At 52.7% G+C, this 21147-nt stretch carries 21 protein-coding genes; all 21 read right to left on the bottom strand.

All coding sequences use genetic code 11. The annotated features are described in order from the left end of the window. Nucleotides 1-329: 329 nt before the first annotated feature. A complete protein-coding gene (gene dapA / locus EH198_RS01805; protein WP_124693839.1) occupies nt 330-1205 on the bottom strand; it encodes a 4-hydroxy-tetrahydrodipicolinate synthase in 876 nt (291 codons plus the stop codon). 15 nt (nt 1206-1220) lie between these two features. Next, nucleotides 1221-2441 carry an aspartate kinase gene (gene dapG / locus EH198_RS01800; RefSeq protein ID WP_124693838.1) on the bottom strand — a complete coding sequence of 407 codons (1221 nt, stop codon included), beginning with the start codon at nt 2439-2441 and terminating at the stop codon, nt 1221-1223. A gap of 200 nt (nt 2442-2641) precedes the next feature. Beyond that, nucleotides 2642-3238: a dipicolinate synthase subunit B gene (locus EH198_RS01795; protein ID WP_124693837.1), complete on the bottom strand. Its 597-nt coding sequence runs from the start codon at nt 3236-3238 to the stop codon at nt 2642-2644. Then, the gene (dpsA, locus tag EH198_RS01790) at nt 3235-4134 is read right to left on the bottom strand and encodes a dipicolinate synthase subunit DpsA (RefSeq protein WP_124693836.1); all 900 of its coding nucleotides are present in this window, start codon (nt 4132-4134) and stop codon (nt 3235-3237) included. The genes EH198_RS01795 and dpsA overlap by 4 nt, the downstream gene beginning before the upstream one ends. Before the next feature lie 148 nt (nt 4135-4282). Continuing rightward, on the bottom strand, nt 4283-4729 hold the full coding sequence (gene dut / locus EH198_RS01785) for a dUTP diphosphatase (RefSeq protein WP_185702708.1): 447 nt from the start codon (nt 4727-4729) through the stop codon (nt 4283-4285). Then, nucleotides 4689-5972, bottom strand: coding sequence for a M16 family metallopeptidase (locus tag EH198_RS01780; protein ID WP_124693834.1), 1284 nt, complete (start codon nt 5970-5972; stop codon nt 4689-4691). The genes dut and EH198_RS01780 overlap by 41 nt, the downstream gene beginning before the upstream one ends. 82 nt (nt 5973-6054) lie before the next feature. Continuing rightward, nucleotides 6055-7038, bottom strand: a complete 984-nt coding sequence (locus EH198_RS01775) for a polysaccharide deacetylase family protein (protein ID WP_124693833.1) — start codon at nt 7036-7038, stop codon at nt 6055-6057. A gap of 320 nt (nt 7039-7358) precedes the next feature. Beyond that, a complete protein-coding gene (gene pnp, locus EH198_RS01770) occupies nt 7359-9455 on the bottom strand; it encodes a polyribonucleotide nucleotidyltransferase (RefSeq protein WP_124693832.1) in 2097 nt (698 codons plus the stop codon). Nucleotides 9456-9838: 383 nt separating this feature from the next. Then, nucleotides 9839-10108, bottom strand: a complete 270-nt coding sequence (gene rpsO, locus EH198_RS01765; RefSeq protein ID WP_025690244.1) for a 30S ribosomal protein S15 — start codon at nt 10106-10108, stop codon at nt 9839-9841. Nucleotides 10109-10309: 201 nt separating this feature from the next. Then, nucleotides 10310-11254, bottom strand: coding sequence for a bifunctional riboflavin kinase/FAD synthetase (locus tag EH198_RS01760; protein WP_124693831.1), 945 nt, complete (start codon nt 11252-11254; stop codon nt 10310-10312). A 124-nt stretch (nt 11255-11378) separates the two neighbouring features. Beyond that, complete coding sequence (gene truB, locus EH198_RS01755) at nt 11379-12293, bottom strand: tRNA pseudouridine(55) synthase TruB (protein WP_124693830.1); 915 nt, start codon at nt 12291-12293, stop codon at nt 11379-11381. After that, nucleotides 12290-13267, bottom strand: a complete 978-nt coding sequence (locus EH198_RS01750) for a DHH family phosphoesterase (RefSeq protein WP_124693829.1) — start codon at nt 13265-13267, stop codon at nt 12290-12292. The genes truB and EH198_RS01750 overlap by 4 nt, the downstream gene beginning before the upstream one ends. Nucleotides 13268-13283: 16 nt before the next feature. Next, a complete protein-coding gene (gene rbfA / locus EH198_RS01745) occupies nt 13284-13643 on the bottom strand; it encodes a 30S ribosome-binding factor RbfA (protein ID WP_124693828.1) in 360 nt (119 codons plus the stop codon). Nucleotides 13644-13662: 19 nt separating this feature from the next. Next, the gene (gene infB, locus EH198_RS01740) at nt 13663-16257 is read right to left on the bottom strand and encodes a translation initiation factor IF-2 (protein WP_185702707.1); all 2595 of its coding nucleotides are present in this window, start codon (nt 16255-16257) and stop codon (nt 13663-13665) included. Further along, entirely contained in the window at nt 16250-16573 is a 324-nt protein-coding gene (locus EH198_RS01735; RefSeq protein WP_124693826.1) for a YlxQ family RNA-binding protein, read from the bottom strand. The genes infB and EH198_RS01735 overlap by 8 nt, the downstream gene beginning before the upstream one ends. Then, complete coding sequence (gene rnpM, locus EH198_RS01730; RefSeq protein WP_124693825.1) at nt 16566-16874, bottom strand: RNase P modulator RnpM; 309 nt, start codon at nt 16872-16874, stop codon at nt 16566-16568. Before rnpM ends, EH198_RS01735 begins: the two co-directional genes overlap by 8 nt. Nucleotides 16875-16897: 23 nt before the next feature. Continuing rightward, nucleotides 16898-17995 carry a transcription termination factor NusA gene (nusA, locus tag EH198_RS01725; RefSeq protein WP_124693824.1) on the bottom strand — a complete coding sequence of 366 codons (1098 nt, stop codon included), beginning with the start codon at nt 17993-17995 and terminating at the stop codon, nt 16898-16900. 27 nt (nt 17996-18022) lie between these two features. After that, the gene (gene rimP, locus EH198_RS01720; RefSeq protein WP_124693823.1) at nt 18023-18484 is read right to left on the bottom strand and encodes a ribosome maturation factor RimP; all 462 of its coding nucleotides are present in this window, start codon (nt 18482-18484) and stop codon (nt 18023-18025) included. A gap of 161 nt (nt 18485-18645) precedes the next feature. Next, complete coding sequence (locus EH198_RS01715; RefSeq protein WP_124693822.1) at nt 18646-19842, bottom strand: helix-turn-helix transcriptional regulator; 1197 nt, start codon at nt 19840-19842, stop codon at nt 18646-18648. A gap of 18 nt (nt 19843-19860) precedes the next feature. Next, a complete protein-coding gene (locus EH198_RS01710) occupies nt 19861-20268 on the bottom strand; it encodes a response regulator (protein ID WP_124693821.1) in 408 nt (135 codons plus the stop codon). A 42-nt stretch (nt 20269-20310) separates the two neighbouring features. Then, entirely contained in the window at nt 20311-21141 is an 831-nt protein-coding gene (locus EH198_RS01705) for a carbohydrate ABC transporter permease (protein ID WP_124693820.1), read from the bottom strand. Nucleotides 21142-21147: the final 6 nt, after the last annotated feature.

Raw genomic sequence — 21147 nt, 5'->3', positions numbered from 1 at the left:
TGCCGTCAAACATTCAGACGCGCCCCTCGCGCGTAGCGCCTTTATTGATAAAACACATCCAGATCTGGAAAAATAACCCTATGGCTTCAGACAGATCTTTAGTGCCAACCATGACGGAAGAAATTGCCGCATATTCAATTTTAACCGCACCCAGTCACTTAACAACATTATACATGATATTTTTGTCAAAAGACAAGTCGCGGGTTTAGATAACCGTATTCTTTCCGCAAAACCGGGGCATTATTTCAGGCCGGCTAAAAAACAATACAAAAAAACCGGCACTCATCACGAGAACCGGTTCTTTATAGCCTAACAGAATACTCCAATTTCTATAGTACCAACTTTCTGATAAATTCCGCTTCCGCCTCATTCGGCGGGGTCAAAGGAAGTCTGACGGAACCCACATTGATTCCCCGGAGCTCCAGCGCGTATTTGACGGCGGACGGATTCGGGAGCGGCTGCGGACATTCAAACAATCCCTTAAAAATCGGGAGCAGTTCCCGGTGATACTGACCGGCGAGCTGTACATTACCCGAGAGATAAGCGGAGATCATATCCGTCATTCTTGTGCCCTCGAGATGGCTTGCCACGCTTATAATCCCGTGCCCTCCAACAGCCAAAGCCGGCAGAGCCGAAGCATCGTCTCCGGAGTAGACATGGAAATCATCCGGACAGCCTGCCGCGATTAAGGCGACCTGATCAAGAGACGCGCATTCCTTCGTAGCAACGATATTCGGAATTTCCGCCAGCCTGATCGTTGTATTCGCGCTCATACTAATTCCGGTTCGGCTCGGAACGTTGTATAAAATGAGCGGCAGCTTGGTCTCGGCCGCGATCGCCGAGAAATGGAGGTAAAGTCCCTCCTGGTTTGGCTTGTTATAATAAGGGACGACCAAAAGCGCGCCGTCGACACCAATTTTCTCTGCTTTTTGTGTCAGTTCAATCGAGTGCTTAGTGTTATAGGAGCCTGTTCCTGCAATGACCTTGCAGCGTCCGGCGGCTTTTTCAAGAACAAAGGAAAACATTTGCAGCTTCTCTTCATCGCTCAGTGTAGGCGACTCTCCCGTTGTTCCGCAGACGACGAGCCCCTCCGACTTCTGCTCTTCAATCAGGTAGTCGACCAGGCGCGATGCGGCTTCCCAGTCGATCTCCCCCTCCTTGTCATAAGGAGTTACCATGGCTGTTATTAGTCTTCCGAAATCCACCTATAATTCCTCCTGTTAACGGTGTAATTCAAACTTGGAATGCAGCGCGCGAAGCGATTGCACCATATCTTCCTTCTTAACCAGTACCCAGATCGTTGTGTTGGAGTCAGCGGATTGCAGGATTTGAATGTTATGAACGCTGAGCGCCTCCACGATGCGGGCCATGATCCCCGGAACGCCATTGATACCGCCACCGATTACGGATACCTTAACGCAGCCGGAAAGGCTCTTTGGACGAAGTCCGATTTCTTGAAGCGCCGCGATTGCTTTTTCCGAATGATTGTCAAAAACAGTATAGACGGCGCTGGTCGGCGTAACATTAATAAAGTCTACACTGATGCCCGCATCTGCCATACTCTTGAATATTTGCAGCTGTACGCCGGTTCCGTTGCCGTCCGGGCAGTCCACGGAAATTTGTGTGATATTGCTGACATAGGCGATGCCGGTAACGAATCGGTCGACAATTCCCGCCTGGACATCCTGAAAGCCTTCCGGATGCGTAACGAGCGTGCCTTCATTCTCCGAAAAAGTAGAGCGGACGCGGACCGGAATCTGCGCCTGCATGGCGATTTCCACAGCACGGGGATGTATAACCTTGGCTCCCTGATAAGCCATGTTGCAAATTTCGGTATAGCTGACATAAGTCAGCGGCTTCGCATCCTCGACGATGCGGGGATCGGCGGTCAGAATGCCGTTGACATCCGTATAGATGTCGACCATATCCGCCCGAAGCGCCGCTCCGAGCGCCGTTGCCGACGTGTCGCTCCCTCCCCGCCCCAGCGTGGTGAAGTCCCCATCTTCCGTCTGACCCTGAAATCCGGTTACGATGACTACCTTCAGCGCGCGCAGCTCACGCAGAATCCGTTCCGGACGGACATCCAGGATTCGTGCGTTGCCATAGCTGCTATCCGTCAGGAACCCCGCCTGTGCCCCTGTAAGGACTGTCGAAGGAATGCCTTCTCCTTCCAGCAGGCTGCACAGGGTGGTAGCCGATATAATTTCACCGCAGCACAGCAGTAAATCCTTTTCGCGTCCTTGAAGAGCGTCGCCGTTCTGGGAGACCCAGTCCAGCAGAGTATCCGTCGCGTAGGGTTCCCCCTTGCGGCCCATGGCCGAGACTACGATGACCAGGCTGTATCCGTGTTCAAGCTCCCGTTTGACATGTCGGATTACATGTTCCCTGGCCTGCGGGGTGGAAAGCGAGGTCCCGCCGAATTTTTGTACCAAAATGCCCATTCCTAATTCCTCCATTAGTTAACGCCAGGCTGCACTATTCCTCAAGAAGAATCCCGGGCGCTGCCGGAACTTCGTTCAAAAATTTAGGGAATAAACACGATTGTACCGCCCTCATGCGGAGGACGGCAGCGGTTTAGCCTATTTATGTTCCGAAGCTGCTTACGTATCAACAAGTTGTCGTCATCTGATGCGTCAACAGCTTATGCTGAATGAAACCGTTCGATAATCATCGGCTGCAGCTGGGAGCCGTGAAGCGCCGCATAGCAGGCCTCGGGTATGAGTTCCATACGGGCTACCAATGAATTCGGCTTCTGTACGGGATTATCCTGTCCGAAGGGAACAAAATAAATATTTTTGGTTACCAGGAGCTTCGCAATATTCGCCGCGTTCAAGCCGAGCCCGTCATTGGTCGATATGGCCAGAACGAGCGGCCGGCCGTTGCGCATTTGAGATTTGGCCGCCATCAGAACCGGTCCGTCCGTCATGGCGTTGGCCAACTTGCTGGTGGTATTGCCTGTGCAGGGTGCTATGGTCAGCACATCCAGCAGCTTCGATGGACCCAGCGGTTCCGCTTCAACAATTGTAGAAATGATATCATTACCCGTTATATCTTTCAACTGTTTTAGCCAATTTTCCGATGTGCCGAACCGGGTGTCCGTTCCAAGCACCGTCGCGGATACGATGGGCACCACGTTTGCCCCCCCTTCGACAAAACGCTTGATCTGGGGCATCACCTCCGCAAAGGTGCAGTGGGAACCGGTGATTGCATAGCCTACCGTTATTCCTTGCCAGTTCATTGTTTATCCCCCTTCACCAAAATCCGTTCCGAAATCGACTGCAGCAGCGCGCCCGCCATAATCATTCCCGCGCTTTTGGGAGCGACGATTCCCGGAAGCCCAGGCGCCAGCATCGCTTTGATGCCCCGTTTTTCCGCATAACGGAAGTCCACTCCGCCGGGTGCAGACGCCAAATCGACAATACAGGTATGCCGGGGCATTTGCGAGATCACCTTGGCGGTCAGGATCAGGCTCGGTATTGTATTGAAAATATAATCGACGTCCTTGACATGCTCCAGCAGCTGATCCGTCATAAACGGACTCCAGCCCATAACCTCCGCCCGGGCGTAATGATCCTGCTTCCGGACGCCCATCGTAACATTCGCTCCAAGACCTTGAAGGCTCTTGGCCATCGTAAATCCGGTTCTGCCCATGCCAAGCACCATCGCTTTGGAGCCGTGAATGGTAAAATCGGTATTCTGGATGGCCATAACGAGCGCGCCTTCGGCCGTAGGAATCGAGTTGTAAATGGCGACGTCATCGCGGTCCAGCAGCTCCACAAGCTCAAGTCCGCGCTGCGCGCACAGCCTCTTCAAATATTCCTTGGCCATGCCCGTATAAACGGTGCAGTGCGAGGGCAGCGCTTCGATATGCTCCGTAAGAAGCTGCAGTGGCTCCTCCGTATACTTCGCGCTGATATGGCCTTCGTCGTCGCAGCCGACGGTCGGCAGCACCAGAACGTCCGCACCGTCCAGAAGCTCGGCGGACATCCCCCCCAGACTGACCCCTTCGCAGGGGGAATCCCATTTATCAAAGCCGGCAGCACTCACCGTCGCATCCATTTCCACACATTTTCGAATCACTTCAATTTGTCTTGCGTCCCCGCCCAGGAACACGATCCTGACGCCAGTCAGCATAGGGATGACGCTCCTTTCAACATTACACTGTCGACTATAGAGCATCCTATGCGGGCAGACGCGGATGGGTGAAAGCAAAAAAAGAGCCTGCGCCGGCCGTATAAACGGCCGTTCCCGCAAGCTCTATAACTATAAATAGATTATGTATCTATTTGCCGGTATGGCCGAAGCCTCCCGCTCCCCGCTCGGTGTCTGTCAGTTCTTCCACTTCCACCATCGTTACGGACGGTACGGCCTGGAAGACCATTTGGGCAATCCGCTCATTTCGGGCGATGACGAAGGGCTCCTGGCCCAGATTGATGAGAAGCACCTTGATCTCCCCACGGTAATCGGCGTCGATTGTGCCCGGCGTGTTCAGGCAGGTGATGCCGTGCTTCAGCGCCAGTCCGCTGCGCGGACGAATCTGTGCCTCCAGCCCGTCCGGCATGGCGAGCGCGATTCCCGTGGGAACAAGCGCCCTCGCCCCGGGCTCAAGCGTCAAATCGCCGCTGACAGCGGCGAACAGATCATAGCCCGAGGCCTGTTCCGACATTTTGCGGGGAAGATTTACATTCTCATTGCCCGGAAGCTTGAGAATTTGTACGTAGTAAGACAAGATCATCTCTCCTAACATTGGCTATAGCTTTATCGGAAGATCCGACCATCGCCGCCGCAAGCGGCTCGGCGAACATCCGATCAAGAACCTTATTAACATCATCCATCGTGACTTTCTGAATCTTGGCAATCATTTCGTCCAGCGTGATATGCCGGCCAAGCATTAATTCGTTCTTTCCAAGCCGGTTCATCCGGCTGCTTGTGCTTTCCAGGCTAAGGATCAGACTGCCTTTGAGCTGTTCCTTACCCTTGTGGATCTCGTCTTCGTCCATTCCCTTGACGGCAAGCTCATACAGCATTTCTTTGGTCAGTTCCATTACGTCCTTTGTCTGCTTGGGAGCAGTTCCGGCATAAACGGTAAACAAGCCGCTGTCCGCCTGCGAGCTGTGATAGGAATATACGGAGTAGGCCAGTCCGCGTTTTTCACGGATTTCCTGGAACAACCGTGAGCTCATGCCGCCGCCGACGGCGTTATTGATCAGCACCATCGCATATTGCAGCGGATCGTCATTCGCACAGCCGGGCAGAGACAGGCAAATGTGGTTCTGCTCCGTTTTTTTGCGCCGGAACAATAAATCCCCATGGAAATCGGGCGGGTCCAGCGGACCAGCGTCGCCATGTTCGGCAAACGATCCGAAATACTGCTCCAGCAGATCGCCCACGCTGTCGTCGAAATTGCCGGCAAGGCTGATCACCGTATTCTCGATCGTATATTGTTTCTTCATATAGGCCCTTAGATCATCCGGGGTCATGGCTTCCAGCCGTTCCTTGAGTCCAAGAATGGAGTAGGCTAGCGGATGACTGCCGTAGGCGGCCATCGACATCAGATCATGCACAAGATCGTCCGGTGTATCTTCGTACATGGAGATTTCCTCAAGAATAACGTTCTTTTCTTTTGCCAATTCCTCCGCATCCATCTTCGAACGGAAGAACATGTCGGCCAGCACATCGACGGCGATCGGCAGATGCTCATCCAGCACTTTAGCGTAATAACAGGTGTATTCTTTCGATGTGAACGCATTGACATTCCCGCCGATGGAGTCGAACCGCTCCGCGATGGCCTTTGCGTCGAACCGGTCGGTACCCTTGAACAGCATATGTTCGATAAAATGGGAAATCCCGTTGTTCTCCTGCGTTTCGTTCCTTGAACCCGTCTTTACCCAGATTCCGAAGGAAACGGACCGGCCTGTCGGGATTTTCTCCATGACTACCCGCAACCCGTTTGATAATACCATTTTTTCCACGTAAAAAGTCCTCCTGCCCCTAGCCTTTCGTTTGCCTTTTCTATTTACCTGGGCGCCTTATATCCTAACAGAAACGGGAGCTTCACTCAACATCGCTAGGCAGCACACGTTCCGGCGACAGCGTCTGGCTGACTGTTCCGAGCACCAGTCCCTTGGCCTTGATGCCGCGGATCATTCCGCGCAGCGCCTTGGATGACGAAGAGGTGGGATGCATGAGCACAAGTGTGCCCGGCTCCGCCTTCGCGGTAATTTTGGCAACGACCGATTCCGGAGAAGGATGGCGCCAGTCAACCGTATCAACCGTCCACAGCACCGTCTTCAGCCCCAATTCGCGGGCAATCTCCACGGTCTCCTGGTCAAAATCTCCCGAAGGCGGCGCAAACCAGCGGTTATCGACTCCAAGGCTTGATTTCAGAAGCTTCTTCGTTTTGTCGATCTCCATAACAGCGCGCACCCTGCTGAGCGTACTCATGTTCGGATGCGAATAAGCATGGTTCTCGATTTCGTGCCCGCGCTTCTGAATCTCCCTGGCGAGAACGTTGTTCTTGCTCAGCCAGCTGCCGTCCAGAAAAAACGTCGCCTTCACATGCTCCTCATCCAAAATGTTCAGCATCGGCACTATGTACTCGTTCCCCCATGCGACGTTGATCATCAGCGAGACCATCGGCTTGGCGGGATTTCCCCGGTAAATCGGCTGTGCCCCGAGATCGTCCAGCGAGACGGCAGGCGCGGTCTGTCTGTAAATATATTTAATCGCACTGCCCGCAGGAAGCAGCAGAGCCCGCTTATAGGTCGATTCCACGTCGATCTCCAATCCGTTATAGCCGGGAATAGCTTTCCATACTCGATCCACTCTTGCGTTCACCGGCGGGCCGCTGATCTGCGCGGCTTTGGATTCAATGACACTGCGCAGTTCGTTCTCCGTATCTCCGAACGGCTTCAGAACGGCCAGTCCGTCGGAGGTATGAAGCTGCTCCAGCATGTTTTTTACCGGCCCGGCGCTGCTGCCGATTCCGATCACTACAGCCATGCAGGCCAGCACGACCGCCGCTTTTTCCAGTCTCATCACGACTTCCTCCCACGCGCTTAGCCGTCATGCGGCCTTGCGCTTTAGCGAAACCGCCGGCCTCTGCAGAGGCCCCGGCAGACACTTTCAGCCCTTTTGTCCCAGCCTATGAGACAAGACGCCTTATTATGCCTTTGAGCTGCCAGGAACGGATATCCGCCGCGCTGAGGAGCTGTCTGATGAGAAGGAAAGCTGCTTTAAGCAAAATAACTCCACAAAAGTGGAGTTACAGCTCAAAAAAAGAGCCAGAATTTAAGCTTCTGCCTCTTTTCAAATTTAATGTAACAAATGAGCGTCGATTCCAGTCAAGATCCTAGGCCTTACGCCTTGGCTTCCGCGGTCAATACGGCCTTGCGCGACAGATTCACGCGGCCCTGCTGGTCGATTTCGGTAACTTTTACGGTGATGGTATCGCCGATTGCAACTACGTCTTCCACTTTGCCTACACGATCGGTTGACAGCTGCGAAATATGCACCAAACCGTCTTTGCCTGGTAAAATTTCCACAAAAGCTCCGAATTTCTCGATTCGCTTAACGGTGCCGACATAAATTTCGCCGACTTCGACCTCACGTACGATGCCTTCGATAATGGAACGCGCCTTTTTAATCATCTCCTCATCCGAAGAAGCGATGAATACGCGGCCGTCCTGCTCGATGTCGATCTTCACGCCGGTCTCTTCGATGATTTTGTTGATGATTTTGCCGCCTGCGCCGATAACGTCGCGGATTTTGTCCGGATTGATCTGAATGATGATAATTTTGGGCGCATATTGAGAAAGGCTCTCTCTCGGTTTGGAAATGGCCTCCATCATTTTGCTCAAAATAAACATCCGGCCTTCTTTGGCCTGCTCAAGCGCTTCCTGCAGAATTTGGCGGTCGATGCCATCGATCTTGATGTCCATTTGAATCGCGGTTACGCCTTCCGCCGTACCTGCCACTTTGAAGTCCATGTCACCGAGATGGTCTTCCATGCCTTGAATATCGGTCAGGATGGATACATGCTCACCGTCTTTGATCAGACCCATCGCCACGCCGGCAACCGGGGCTTTAATCGGAACGCCCGCATCCATCATCGCCAGGGTACTAGCGCAAATGCTCGCCTGGGAAGTCGATCCGTTCGATTCCAGCACCTCGGATACGAGGCGAATCGTGTACGGGAATTCGGTCTCGCTTGGAATAACTTTGGACAAGGCGCGTTCACCCAGCGCTCCGTGACCGATTTCGCGGCGTCCAGGCGCTCTCAGCGGACGGGCTTCCCCTACGCTGAACGGCGGGAAGTTATAGTGATGCATGAACCGTTTCGTTTCGGTCAAATCGATGCCGTCAAGAATCTGCACATCGCCAAGCGCGCCGAGCGTACATACGCTGAGGGCCTGCGTCTGGCCGCGGGTGAACAATCCCGAACCGTGGGTACGCGGCAGCAGCGACGTATCGCAATCAATCGGGCGGATCTCGTTCAGCTTCCGGCCGTCCGGACGAACCTTGTCATGGGTAATCAGACGTCTGACTTCTTCCTTGACGATATCGTGCAGCACTTCCTTCACATCGCCAATCAGCTCAGGCGTTTCGATATATTTCTCCGTGAAATATTCTACCGTCTCGTTGTTGACTGCGTCGATTGCATCCTGACGGGCATGCTTCTCGGCAATCTTAACCGCCTCTACCAGCCGCTCCTGAGCATAAGCACGGACCTCGGCATTCACTTCGGCGTTGACGGCGTGCAGCTTCACGGTCATTTTTTCCTTGCCGGCAATCTGCACCAGCTCTTCAATCTTCGCTACAATGCCGCGGATCTCTTCATGCCCGAACATGATCGCTTCCAGCATGATTTCTTCCGGCACTTCATTAGCTTCCGCTTCCACCATCATGATGGCGTCTTTCGTTCCGGATACGACCAGAAAGATTTCGCTCTCTGCCTGCTGCGCGATCGTCGGGTTGACGATAAACTGACCGTTGATCCGGCCAACCACTACACCGCCGATTGGACCGCTAAACGGCACATCGGAAATACTGAGCGCAGCGGACGTTCCAATCATAGCCGCGATTTCAGGAGAGCAGTCCTGATCGACGCTCATTACCAGGTTCAGCACCTGCACGTCGTTGCGGAAGCCTTCGGGGAACAGCGGGCGAATCGGACGGTCTGTCAGACGGCTGGACAAAATCGCTTTTTCACTCGGTCTGCCTTCGCGTTTGATAAATCCGCCCGGAATTTTACCGACTGCATACAAGCGTTCTTCATAGTTCACGGTAAGCGGAAAAAAGTCCAAATCCTTCGGCTCGCTTGAAGCCGTTACCGTACAGAGTACCGACGTATCGCCGTAACGGACCATAACGGCGGCGTTCGCCTGCTTGGCAAGCCGTCCCGTTTCCAGCACCAGGGTTCTGCCCCCAAGCTGCATTTCTACATGTTTTTCCATAAAGTCCCTCCTTGGATGGGAGCAGACCCGCTTGACCTGCAGCAGGTTCATTTGATCTGCTCAAAATAAAACGGCGTATCCCTATGATGGGGCTATACGCACGTTCTCTATGCAATACAAGATAACCCCACAAAGTGAAGCCCTGGGTTTTGAATCATAACTCAGGTACTTTGCGGGGACCTCAAAATCTTCAATTTAATGTTAATCAAGGTCCGCATGACCTTTCGCATAAGGGAAAAGAGCCGTTTATTAACGTTCTTAGTGTTCGAACACTGCTAAATTTTTCCCCAATTTTCAAAAAGCAACCCAGTTGTCCCGTTGACGCTTCTTGGAAGCACATACGGTATACAACCAGGCTGCTTTCAGGGTAAACTTATGGATTATTAACGACGCAATCCCAGTTTCTCGATCAAAGCACTGTAACGCTGCACGTCTTTGTTCTTCAAATACGCGAGCAGCTTACGGCGTTGACCTACCATCTTCAGCAATCCGCGGCGGGAATGATGATCCTTCTTGTGCGTACGCAAATGGTCGGTCAGATTAACGATATTCTCCGTGAGGATAGCAATTTGCACCTCTGGAGATCCGGTATCGGATTCATGAGTTTTGTGCTCGTCGATCAGTTGATGCTTGCGTTCTTGAGTCAATGCCATCCTGTTCACCTCCTTCATTATAATCGCCAGTGGCCTCGTCACCGTCGGTGACACTCGAATGACCAAGCCAAGGTTATGGATGCTGACAATCCAGCAACGTTAATCAGTATAGCACTATATAAAACAAAAGTAAACGTCGCCGGAAAGATCCGGCAATGCAACAGGTAAGATCTATAAATGCCAAATGCAGAAAAACAAAGATTAATATTCTTGCAAAATCTTCCCGGCTGTCTTCGCATCCTCGCGGATTTGCGCGATCAAGGACTCCACCGAATCGAACCTGTGCTCCGGCCGGATAAAAGAAACCAGTTCTACCATCATTTCTTGGCCGTACAAATCTCCGGAAAAATCCAACAGATGAACCTCAAACGTTGGCGTGGTAACTCCTTCGTGAAAGGTCGGTTTCACACCCACATTCATGACTCCGGGCATCGCCTTTCCATTATGGAAAGCACGAACGGCATACACGCCTCTGGAAGGTATGACATACCGGTCCTCAAGCTCCAGATTCGCGGTTGGAAACCCGATGGTGCGTCCGCGCTTCTCACCGTGAGCCACCGTTCCCCGCAGATGGTAGCGCCGGCCGAACCAAAAGTTGACCAGCTCTATTTCCCCATTCTGCAGGCCTTTTCGAATACCGGAGCTGCTCACCTTCACGCCATTGAGCAAGAACGGCGGAACGGTCTCCACTCTCATGGCTCCGTTGCCAAGCAAGCGCAGCATATCGGCGTCTCCTTCGCCCATGTAGCCGAAGCGGAAGTCGAATCCGACAACGGCCGCAGTAATCTTCAGGGGCAGAAGCATGCCGAGCACAAAGTCCCGCGGGCTCACCCGGGAGAGTTCCTCATTGAATTCGATGACGAACAAAATATCGACGCCCATCTCGGCAAGCAGTTCCCGCTTGTCGCGGGGGGGAGTCAAATATCCTTCGTAATCCCCTTTTCCCATAACATCTTTTGGGTGAGGATAGAAAGTTATGACCGCTGCCGGTACGCCTTCTTTGCGGGCCAGAGCCACGGCGGAGGAAATGACGCTGACATGCCCTCGGTGCAGGCCGTCGAATTGACCCAAGGCGGCAATCTGGGGCTGCGCCCACTCGGCTGCTGCCTCCGGCGGCATCGGATAGGTTAACGTTACGGTTCTCACGCTGTTTCTCACCTGCACTTCACTTAGTTAAGAAGAAACGGCGGCGCCGTCCTTTAATGGCGGCGTTCGTTTCTCGAAAAATAAGACAAAAGATAATCACTAAGCTTAAACTCTTATAATTTAATCACATTTGGGCAAATACTTTCACGGGAGCGATTGAACCGGTATCCTCGGGTTCGTAAATTCCGAGAAAACCTCCATGCTGGTCATAGAGCCGAAAGGGACCCATTTCTTGGACTTCAGGCGTTACAAACCGTGCTGACAACCGCTGTCCCTGAAGGGCGGCTGCCTTCTTCTCGTCCGCCACCTTATGGGCAGGAAGATGGCTGATGGCCTCATCGGCCGGAATAAGATATTCCTGAAGAGTCCCGTTCGCCATACGCTCGCCGATTTCTTCTAGCGACAGACAGCGGTCCGCCCGAATCCCCGCCGACATCGTGCGTTCCAGCTTGACCATTACCCCGGGCAGCCCGAGCGCATGTCCGATGTCGACGCAAAGCGTACGGATATAGGTGCCTTTGGAGCATAGGACGCGGAAAGTAATATCCGGAAATCTGCCGCTCCAGACCATATCCGACATCTCAATCTCGTAAATCTCAACCTCCCGGCTTTTGCGCTCCACCGTTTTGCCCTCACGGGCCAACTCGTAGAGACGCTTGCCGCCCACCTTAACCGCGGAATACATGGGAGGCGTCTGAGAAATGATCCCCCGGAACGAATCCAGCGTCCGTCTTACCTCTTCTTCGGTTACCCTAACTTCTTCCGCCGTCTCCGTCACAGTGCCGGTCAGGTCTTCCGTATCGCTGGACATGCCTAGCCGAAGTGTGGCGATATATTCTTTGGGAAGCTCTTGAATATACTCCACGATGCGCGTGGCCCGTCCGAGGCAAAGCGGCAGAACACCGATAACCTGGGGGTCCAGCGTGCCGGCATGCCCGATTCTTTTCATCCCGAGCATGCGCCGCGTCTTGGCTACGACGTCATGCGAGGTAAAGCCGGCCGGCTTGTACACAGCCAGAACGCCTTCAAGCTCACTCATAACAGCCGGTTGACCTCCTTAAGCACAAGCGAAATCGCTTGTTCCAGGGGAACATCCAACTTGGCTCCGGCTGCTCGGGTATGCCCCCCGCCGCCAAAAACTTGAGCCAGAGCGGCTACATCTACTCTGCCGGCGGAACGGAAGCTGACCTTAACCGCCTGGTCGTGAATGACCTTGAACAGCATACCGACCTCAACACCCTGGATATTGCGGGGATAATTGACGATCCCCTCCAAATCCTCGTTGGCCGCGCCGCAGTCAATCATGTCCTGAGGCGTAACATATACCCAAGCAATGTCCCCCTTAGGGGATAGTTGCAGTGTGTTCAGCGCTTTGGTAAGAACTTTCACCTGAGGGAGAGTCATTTCCTCCAGCAGCGTTTCCGCAAGTTCCGGTCCATTTACTCCAAACGAGAGCAGTTCAGAAGAAGCTTCCATTACTTTGGGAGAAGTATTGGAATAGCGGAAACCGCCCGTATCGGTTAAAAGGCCGGTGTAAATGGCTGTCGCAATATCGGCATCCCATGTGATGTTGAATTCTTTCAGCAGATCAAATAAAATCTCGGCCGTAGCCGCAGCGTCCGGCTTAATGAGTTGAACCGTGCCGTAGCCGTTATTGGTCGGATGATGATCGATGTTCACGATCGAAGCATCCGGTTCAAAATAGCGCTGTGTCTGGCCGACACGCTGAAAATCGGCGCAGTCGACGCAAATGACATTGCTGAACATGCGTTCCGGAGGATTTACCGACATATCGGCAATTTGCTCTGCCCTCCACAAGTATTTCATCCGGGTCGGGATCGGCCCTTCGTTAAGCATAGTGTATTTCTTGCCCAGACATGAGAGAAGCCAGCCCACCGCTAGGGTAGAGCTGACTGCATCTCCGTCCGGCTGAATATGCGACACTACAAGATAATCGTCGTGGTCCAGCAGAAACTGATGTATCTGCCGAAGACTTTGTTCATAGCTCTGCATTCGCCGTCTCCTTTGGTTATTCCTGGCTCTCGTCCTGCTTGCCGATTTCGCCAAGCAGCTTCTCGATCCGGCTGCCGTAGGCGACGGATTCGTCGAACTTGAAGATCAGTTCCGGCGTATGCCGAAGGCGGATTGCCTTGCCAAGCTCCGAACGCAGAAAGCCGTTCGCTTTCTCAATCGCCTTAAGCGATGCGTTCTTCTGCTCATCGTCTCCGAAAATGCTAAGGTATACCTTCGCTTGGGAAAGGTCATTGGTAATATCTACGCCGGTAACCGTAACGAACCCGACCCGGGGATCTTTAAGCTCGGCTTGAATCAGACGGCTGAGTTCCTTCTTGATCTGTTCTCCTACGCGTCCGGCTCTAATTTTAGACATGTTTATTCACCTCTTTAGGTTAGCGCTCTACGGTTTCCATGATAAACGCTTCGATGATGTCGCCTTCCTGGAGATCATTGTAGCGTTCCAAAGTAATACCGCACTCATAACCCTGCGCTACTTCCTTGGCATCGTCCTTAAAGCGTTTCAGGGAGTCGATCTTGCCTTCGAACACGACGATGCCGCCGCGGATCAGGCGGGTCTCCGCATTGCGGGCGATTTTGCCGTCGGTAACCATACAGCCGGCAACTGCACCCACTTTACTGATTTTGAACACACTGCGCACCTCGGCATGGCCGATAACGTTCTCCTTGAATACCGGGTCCAGCATTCCCTTCATTGCCTGTTCGATTTCCTCGATCACGTTGTAAATGATGTTGTGCAGACGCACATCGACCTTCTCCTGCTCGGCGGCAGCCTTCGTCTGGGCATCCGGGCGAACGTTAAAGCCGATGACAATCGCATTGGAAGCAGCTGCAAGCGTAATATCGGATTCCGTAATCGCGCCTGCTCCGCTGTGGATAATCTTAACGCGCACGCCTTCCACTTCGATCTTGGCCAGGGACCCTTTAAGAGCCTCGACCGAGCCTTGAACGTCAGCCTTGATAATGACGTTGAGGTCTTTGATCTCGCCTTCTTTGATGTGCTTGAACAGATCGTCCAGCGTTACTCGGCTATTCGTGTTCAGCTCCGATTGGCGCTGGGTAATCGCCCGTCTGTCGGCGATGTGACGCGCTTTCCGCTCGTCTTCGAATACCATAAACGGATCGCCCGCCTGCGGAACTTCCGTCAGACCGGTAATCTCGATCGGCGTGGAAGGACCGGCTTCCTTCAGACGGCGGCCCTTGTCGCTCACCATGACCCGTACGCGTCCGAAGCAGTTGCCCACAACAAAGGCGTCTCCCACCTTCAACGTTCCGTTCTGAACGAGAATGCGGGCTACCGGACCGCGGCTCTTGTCCAGCTCGGCTTCAATCACGGTACCGCGTGCCCGTTTATCAGAGTTCGCCTTGTACTCGTTCACTTCCGCGACGAGCAGGATCATTTCAAGCAGATCCTCAAGACCGATGCGCTGCTTGGCAGAAACATTAACGAAAATGGTATCGCCGCCCCACTCTTCAGGGACGAGCTCATAATTGGTCAGTTCTTGCTTCACTCTGTCCGGGTCCGCGCCCGGCTTGTCGATCTTGTTAACAGCGACGATGATCGGCAGACCCGCAGCCTTGGCATGGTTGATGGCCTCAACCGTCTGCGGCATGACGCCGTCGTCGGCCGCTACGACGATAATCGTAATATCGGTAACCTGCGCTCCGCGGGCACGCATCGCCGTAAACGCTTCGTGACCCGGAGTATCGAGGAACGTAATTTTCTTATGGTTGATTTCGACCTGGTAAGCGCCAATATGCTGCGTAATGCCGCCTGCTTCGCCGCCGGTTACGTTCGTGGAACGAATGGCGTCAAGCAGCGTTGTCTTACCGTGGTCGACGTGACCCATAATGGTAACGACCGGAGGACGTGCCTGCAGATCTTCGGGAGCATCGTTCTCTTCGACGGTTTCAAAGCGGTCTTCCTCGACCGGTATCTTCACTTCGACTTCAACGCCGAATTCACCGGCTAGCAGTTGAATGGTCTCGATATCCAGTTCCTGGTTGATCGTAGCCATAACGCCCATCAGAATCAGCTTCTTGATTACTTCTGAAGCGTCCTTGTGAAGCAGCTTTGCTGTTTCTCCGACGGTCATGTTGCCGCGGACAATAATTTTCTTCGGCGTGTTGTCGATTTTCTCGCGGCGCTCAACCGGCTGCTGGTTTCTGCCTCCGCGTTGGTTCTTGCCGCCGCGTCCGTTGTTCCGGAAATTGCCGCCTTTGCCATCCTCGAACCGTCTCTGGTTGCCGCCCTGACGATTCTTGGAGTTCCGGTCTCCGCCGCGGGAGGAATCTCCGCCTTGACCTTGCGGACGGGATTGTGGCGCTCCGCCCTGGCCTTGCGGACGATTCCCGCCGCTGCCGAATCCGCCTGGCCGCTGGCCGCCTTGGCCCTGCGGGCGAGCTTCGCCCTGACGGGGAGCTCCGCCTTGACCTTGCGGACGGGATTGTGGCGCTCCGCCCTGACCTTGCGGACGGGATTGTGGCGCTCCGCCTTGACCTTGCGGACGGGATTGAGATGCTCCTCCCTGACCTTGCGGACGTCCACCTGGACGCGGCGCTCCACCTTGACCCTGCGGGCGCTGCTGCCCGGAGCCGGTCTGATTTCTGCGGGAATCCTGCCCGCTTTGGGGTCTTGACGACATTGTCGATGAGTTATTATTTGGTTTGTTCATACCTACCTGCTTTTCCGTTTGATTTTTATTTGCGCTGTGCGCTTCTATCGTTGCCGTAGCTGTCTGGGCAGGGCGGTTTGCGCCTTCATTTTCCCGTTTGGCCGCGGCATTTGACTTAATATCCTTAAAGAACTGTTCCACCTTCGATACGGAGTCATTTTCCATAACGCTCATATGATTATTCACCGGAACGTTCAGGCGTTTCAAAATCGTGATAATCTCTTTGCTGCTCATGTTAAGCGATTTGGCGTATTCGTAAACCCGCAGTTTATCTTTGCTGTCTTGTTTAGTCAATAATACCACCTCCGACATTATCCCCCAGTTGCTTGGAGATCATTTCTGCGAATCCTTTGTCCGTAACGGCCAGCACGACGCGTCCATCCTTACCGATAGAAGCGCCCAGGCTGTCACGGCTGAATTCGACCACCAGCGGAATATTGTAACTTCCGCATTTGTCGCGGAATTTCTTCTGCGTATTGTCTGAAGCGTCTCCCGCCAAGAGAACCAGCTTCGCCTCTGCTGAACGGACCGCTTTCAGCACAGACTCTTCGCCGGTAACCACTTTCCCCGCACGCATGGCCAGCCCAAGATTTGAGAGAGCCTTACTCATCGTCCGAAGCTTCCTTTGCCGCAAGGAACTGCTCTTCCACGGATACGAAATCCCTGGCGAGCTGCTCGTATATTTCCTGACTCACCGGAACCTTCAGTGCCCGGTCCAGGGCCTTGGTCTTCTGAGCCAGCTTGAAGCATTCCAGCTTGCCGCAAATATACGCTCCGCGTCCCGACTTCTTCCCGGTAAGATCGATCAAGACCTCGCCTCCGGGCGTCCTTACAATGCGGATAAGTTCCTTCTTGGGCATCATTTCCTGACTGGCGACGCATTTGCGCAGCGGCACTTTTTTCTGTTTCATTGTTAGCCACCCGCCCCTCGTTATTAATCTATGGAGACGGAATCCTGATGCATTTCGTCGCTGGACGTTCTAGGTCTGCCGAATTCCTGCTCCGCCTGGCTTTCGCTCTTGATATCGATTTTCCATCCGGTCAGCTTCGCGGCCAAACGGGCGTTCTGCCCTTTGATGCCGATGGCCAGCGACAGCTGATAGTCGGGAACGATGACGCGCGCCATTTTTTCCGCTTCGAACACTTGAACTTCAAGCACTTTGGAAGGACTGAGCGCATTGGCTACATATTCTTCCACCGATTCGGAAAAACGCACGATGTCAATTTTCTCGCCGCGCAGCTCGGTGACGATCGTCTGCACGCGCATCCCTCTCGGGCCTACGCAGGAGCCGACGGGATCGACTTCCGGATTACGCGAGTACACCGCAATTTTGGAACGGAACCCCGCTTCCCGGGCTACGGAGCGGATCTCAACGACGCCGTCGAAGATTTCCGGCACCTCAAGCTCGAACAGCCGTTTCAAAAGCCCCGGATGACTGCGGGAAAGCAAAATTTGAGGCCCCTTGGTCGTATTCTCCACCTTGGTAATATAGGCTTTGATACGCTCACCGTGCTTGAACTTTTCGCCCGGCATCAGCTCGTTCAGCGGAAGCACCGCTTCTATTTTTCCCAGATCGATGTAAACGTTGCGAAGGTCCTGCCGCTGCACGATTCCGGTAACGATATCTTCTTCCTTGTCGATAAAAGCGTTGTAAATCAGTCCCCGCTCGGCTTCGCGGATGCGCTGGGTGACGACCTGCTTGGCTGTCTGGGCAGCGATGCGTCCGAAGTCTCTCGGCGTAACTTCAAGCTCGGCCACATCCTCCAGTTGAAAATGCGGGTTGATCTCGCGCGCTGCAGGCAGTGAAATCTCAGTACGCGAGTCGAGCACCTCTTCCACGATCAGCTTGCGGGCAAACACTTTGATAACTCCCGTGTTGCGGTTCATATCCACCCGAACATTCTGCGCCGCGTTGAAATTACGTTTATAGCTGGAGATCAGCGCAGCCTCAATGGCTTCAAACAGCACATCCTTGCTGATGCCTTTCTCTCTCTCCAGTTCATTCATAGCTTCAATAAAATCCATACTCATGAAAAATCCGGTCCCCCTTTCAAAACCTTAAAAAATAATGGCCAATCTCGCGCTTGCGACTTTGGCATATGGAACGACATGCTGTTTTTTGCCCACGGAGATGAGCATTTCCCCGTCCTCGAACGAGAGCAGCCGGCCTTCGAATTCCTTGAGTCCGTCGATCGGCTCGTAAGTCGTGACGAACACGTCCTTGCCGACCGCTTTGGCCACTTCTTCTGCTTTTTTAAGCGGCCGTTCCGCACCCGGAGAAGATACCTCCAAAAAATAAGCGCCGGTAATAGGATCGTTCTCGTCCAGCTTGGCGCTTAAGAACTCGCTGACGCTTCCGCAATCATCGATGTCGATTCCGCCTTCCTTATCCACGAATACTCGCAAAAAGTAATTGGAGCCTTCCTTCACGTATTCCACGTCCACCAGTTCGAATCCATTGTTGTCAAGGTAGGGTTTCAGCATCTCTTCCACCATACCTTTAATTTTGGGTGTGCTCAAATAAAACTAACCTCCACGAACTTGTCTTTTGCTATATACCAAAGATAAAGAGTGGGTTTCCCCACTCTTTACACAACGGACTTATCTCATTATTTCCAAAAAAATTATACCATAGCATGGGAGTACTGACAAGTGTCGGCCCTTGACTGCCATTAACCCATTCAGGACGGAGGCAATGGAGAAGCGTTTCTTTTACGATATTCATCAGGTGTACAACCGTATTTTGCTTTAAATACCCGATAAAAATATTTCTCGTCCCTATATCCAACCTTGCCGGCAATCTCATATACCTTCATGTCACCGGCTTTCAGCAGTTGAACCGCCTTCTCCAGCCGGAAATCCGACAGATATTTCGTAAAGGAAACGCCAAGACGGCTTTTGAAAATGATGCTCAAGTAATTAGGACTGAAAAATAGCAGGTTGGCTGCATGCTCCAGAGAGATATCCTCGCTGAAGTGCGTTTCGATATAACCCAAGCATCTTTCAGTCACCTCGGCGTGCTTGTTACCCCGGCTGTTTTGCACAATGGCCATGAACTCTCTCAGTATTCCCAAAAATTGCACCCGGCAGTCTTTAAAACTGACACAGGCCATGAGACTTCCCTCGGCAGTTTGCAAGACGCGGTGGTACGCCTCTTCGCCGAGAAATCCCTGAACTGCCGGAGCGATATGAAACACTAGCTGAATCAAGGATTTAATCCATTGCTCCCGGCAAGGCAGTCCGTTCTCGAGGAACCGGCTGAAAAGATCATCCATATGTTTTAGCAATAAATCGGCTTTATCCGTTCTGATGTATTCTCTGAACAATTCCTCATCTTTCTGGAAGTTGTAATGCTGGGGGACAATCCGGCCGGAAATCGCTGCATACACGACGACCCGGTCATCACCCAGAAAGAAGCGGAAATCGGCGGCTTCCAACGCTTCTGTATAGGAATCCGCGGCTTCACGAAAAAGATTGGTTCGCACATTGCCCACGCCCACTGCAAACGATAACTGATACATGGCGGACAGCCGGCGGCCGTATTCTTCCAGAGCACCCAGCACGGATGATGTTATAACTCCGTCAGATTGTTTCTCTGTAATGACCGAGATCATGGTTAGTTCATGCTTTGAAGGAAAAAAGGAAACGACCCGATCCGGAGATCGCAGCAACTCCGCCAGCATGCCGGGCATTGCTCCCCGGATATCCTCCAGGCCGTTCGGATACAGGTCGCCGGCGGCGGCGCTGTCTTCGATGCGCGTGACGATGACCGCCCCCCAAGGCTCCAATGAATACTGACGTTGAAGCTTCCGGTATTTTTCAACGGTGACGCCATTCCGTACCCATTCTCCCAGCAAATGTCCGTAATATGCATTCATGCTGATTCGGAACTGTTCTCATTCAAGCTCCGCTTCCAGTGAAATCCGATGTTCTTTCTCAATACTGTCCCGAACCTTGTCAAGCAGAACGCCGATACTTTCTTCCTTCACCGGCTTCAGCACATAGTCAAAAGCGCCTAACCGAATGGCCCGCTGGGCATATTCAAAGTAACGGTAGCTGCTTAAGAAGATAATTTTAGTTGCCGCTGAAAGCTTGTTCATTTGCTCAATAAAATCGAAACCATCCATAATCGGCATTTTAATATCCGTAATAACGACATCAAAGGAAGCCGTTCGGGCAATATCCAGCGCGGTTTTGCCGTTTCCAGCCTCGACAACCTCGCATTCAGGCAGAAATTGCCGAATCATCTTGGCAAGCACTCTTCGCTGGATCGCTTCATCATCGACAACCATAATTCTGTTCATGGAGGCGCTCACCTACTGTATGGTATTTAGTATGGACACCGGTCAACCTTTGATTCCGGCACTGGTGATACCCTGTACATAATATTTCTGCAGCAGCAGGAACAGCACAATAATCGGAACGGTCGTGAAGGTCAGCGTAGCCATAATTTGCCCGTAATAGATAGGGGGCAGCGTGAAGAAAGTCTGAATCCCAAGCTGAATATTACGCAGCGATTCTCCGGTCGTCACCAGGATCGGCCACATAAAATCTCCCCAGTGACTGATGTAATCAAGGATGAACACGGTTGCAAATACAGGTCCCGAGAGCGGAACCACGATAGAGGCGAAGGTCTTCAGCGGACCCGCTCCGTCGATGGAGGCGGACTCCAATATTTCATTGGGAATGTCCATAAAAAACTGGCGGAACATAAAAATGCTAAAACAGTTGGCAATAAACGGAACGATTAAGGCAAACCAGGTATTGACCCAGTGCAAAGAATTAACCACAAGGTACAGCGGCATCAAAATGCTTTCAAACGGAACGATCATCAGGGCGATAATGCAAGTAAGAATGAATTCATTGCCTCTGAAGCGAAGCTTGGCCAGCGCGTAACCGCAGATTGAATTCACCCCAAGTCCGCTGATGCAAATGACAGATACATAAAAGATACTGTTGAACAGATACTTCATCATCGGAATCCGTTCAAACGCCGCTCTATAATTGTCCAAGGTAGGATTCAGAGGCAATAGTGATTTCAGCGAGCTGAGATCGGTAAAGATTTGGTTCTCCGGCTTTAATGAGGAGACGACCATCCATAACAGCGGGATAATGAACAACAGCGACATTATAATGTTAAAAATGTACAGCAGCAGCTTTGTCCGGGTATCTCTCATGTCCTG

Source organism: Paenibacillus rhizophilus (genome assembly GCF_003854965.1).
Lineage (GTDB): Bacteria > Bacillota > Bacilli > Paenibacillales > Paenibacillaceae > Paenibacillus_AQ > Paenibacillus_AQ rhizophilus.
Note: the sequence above shows the minus strand (reverse complement) of the source record. Positions and strands in the feature narration are given on the sequence as shown.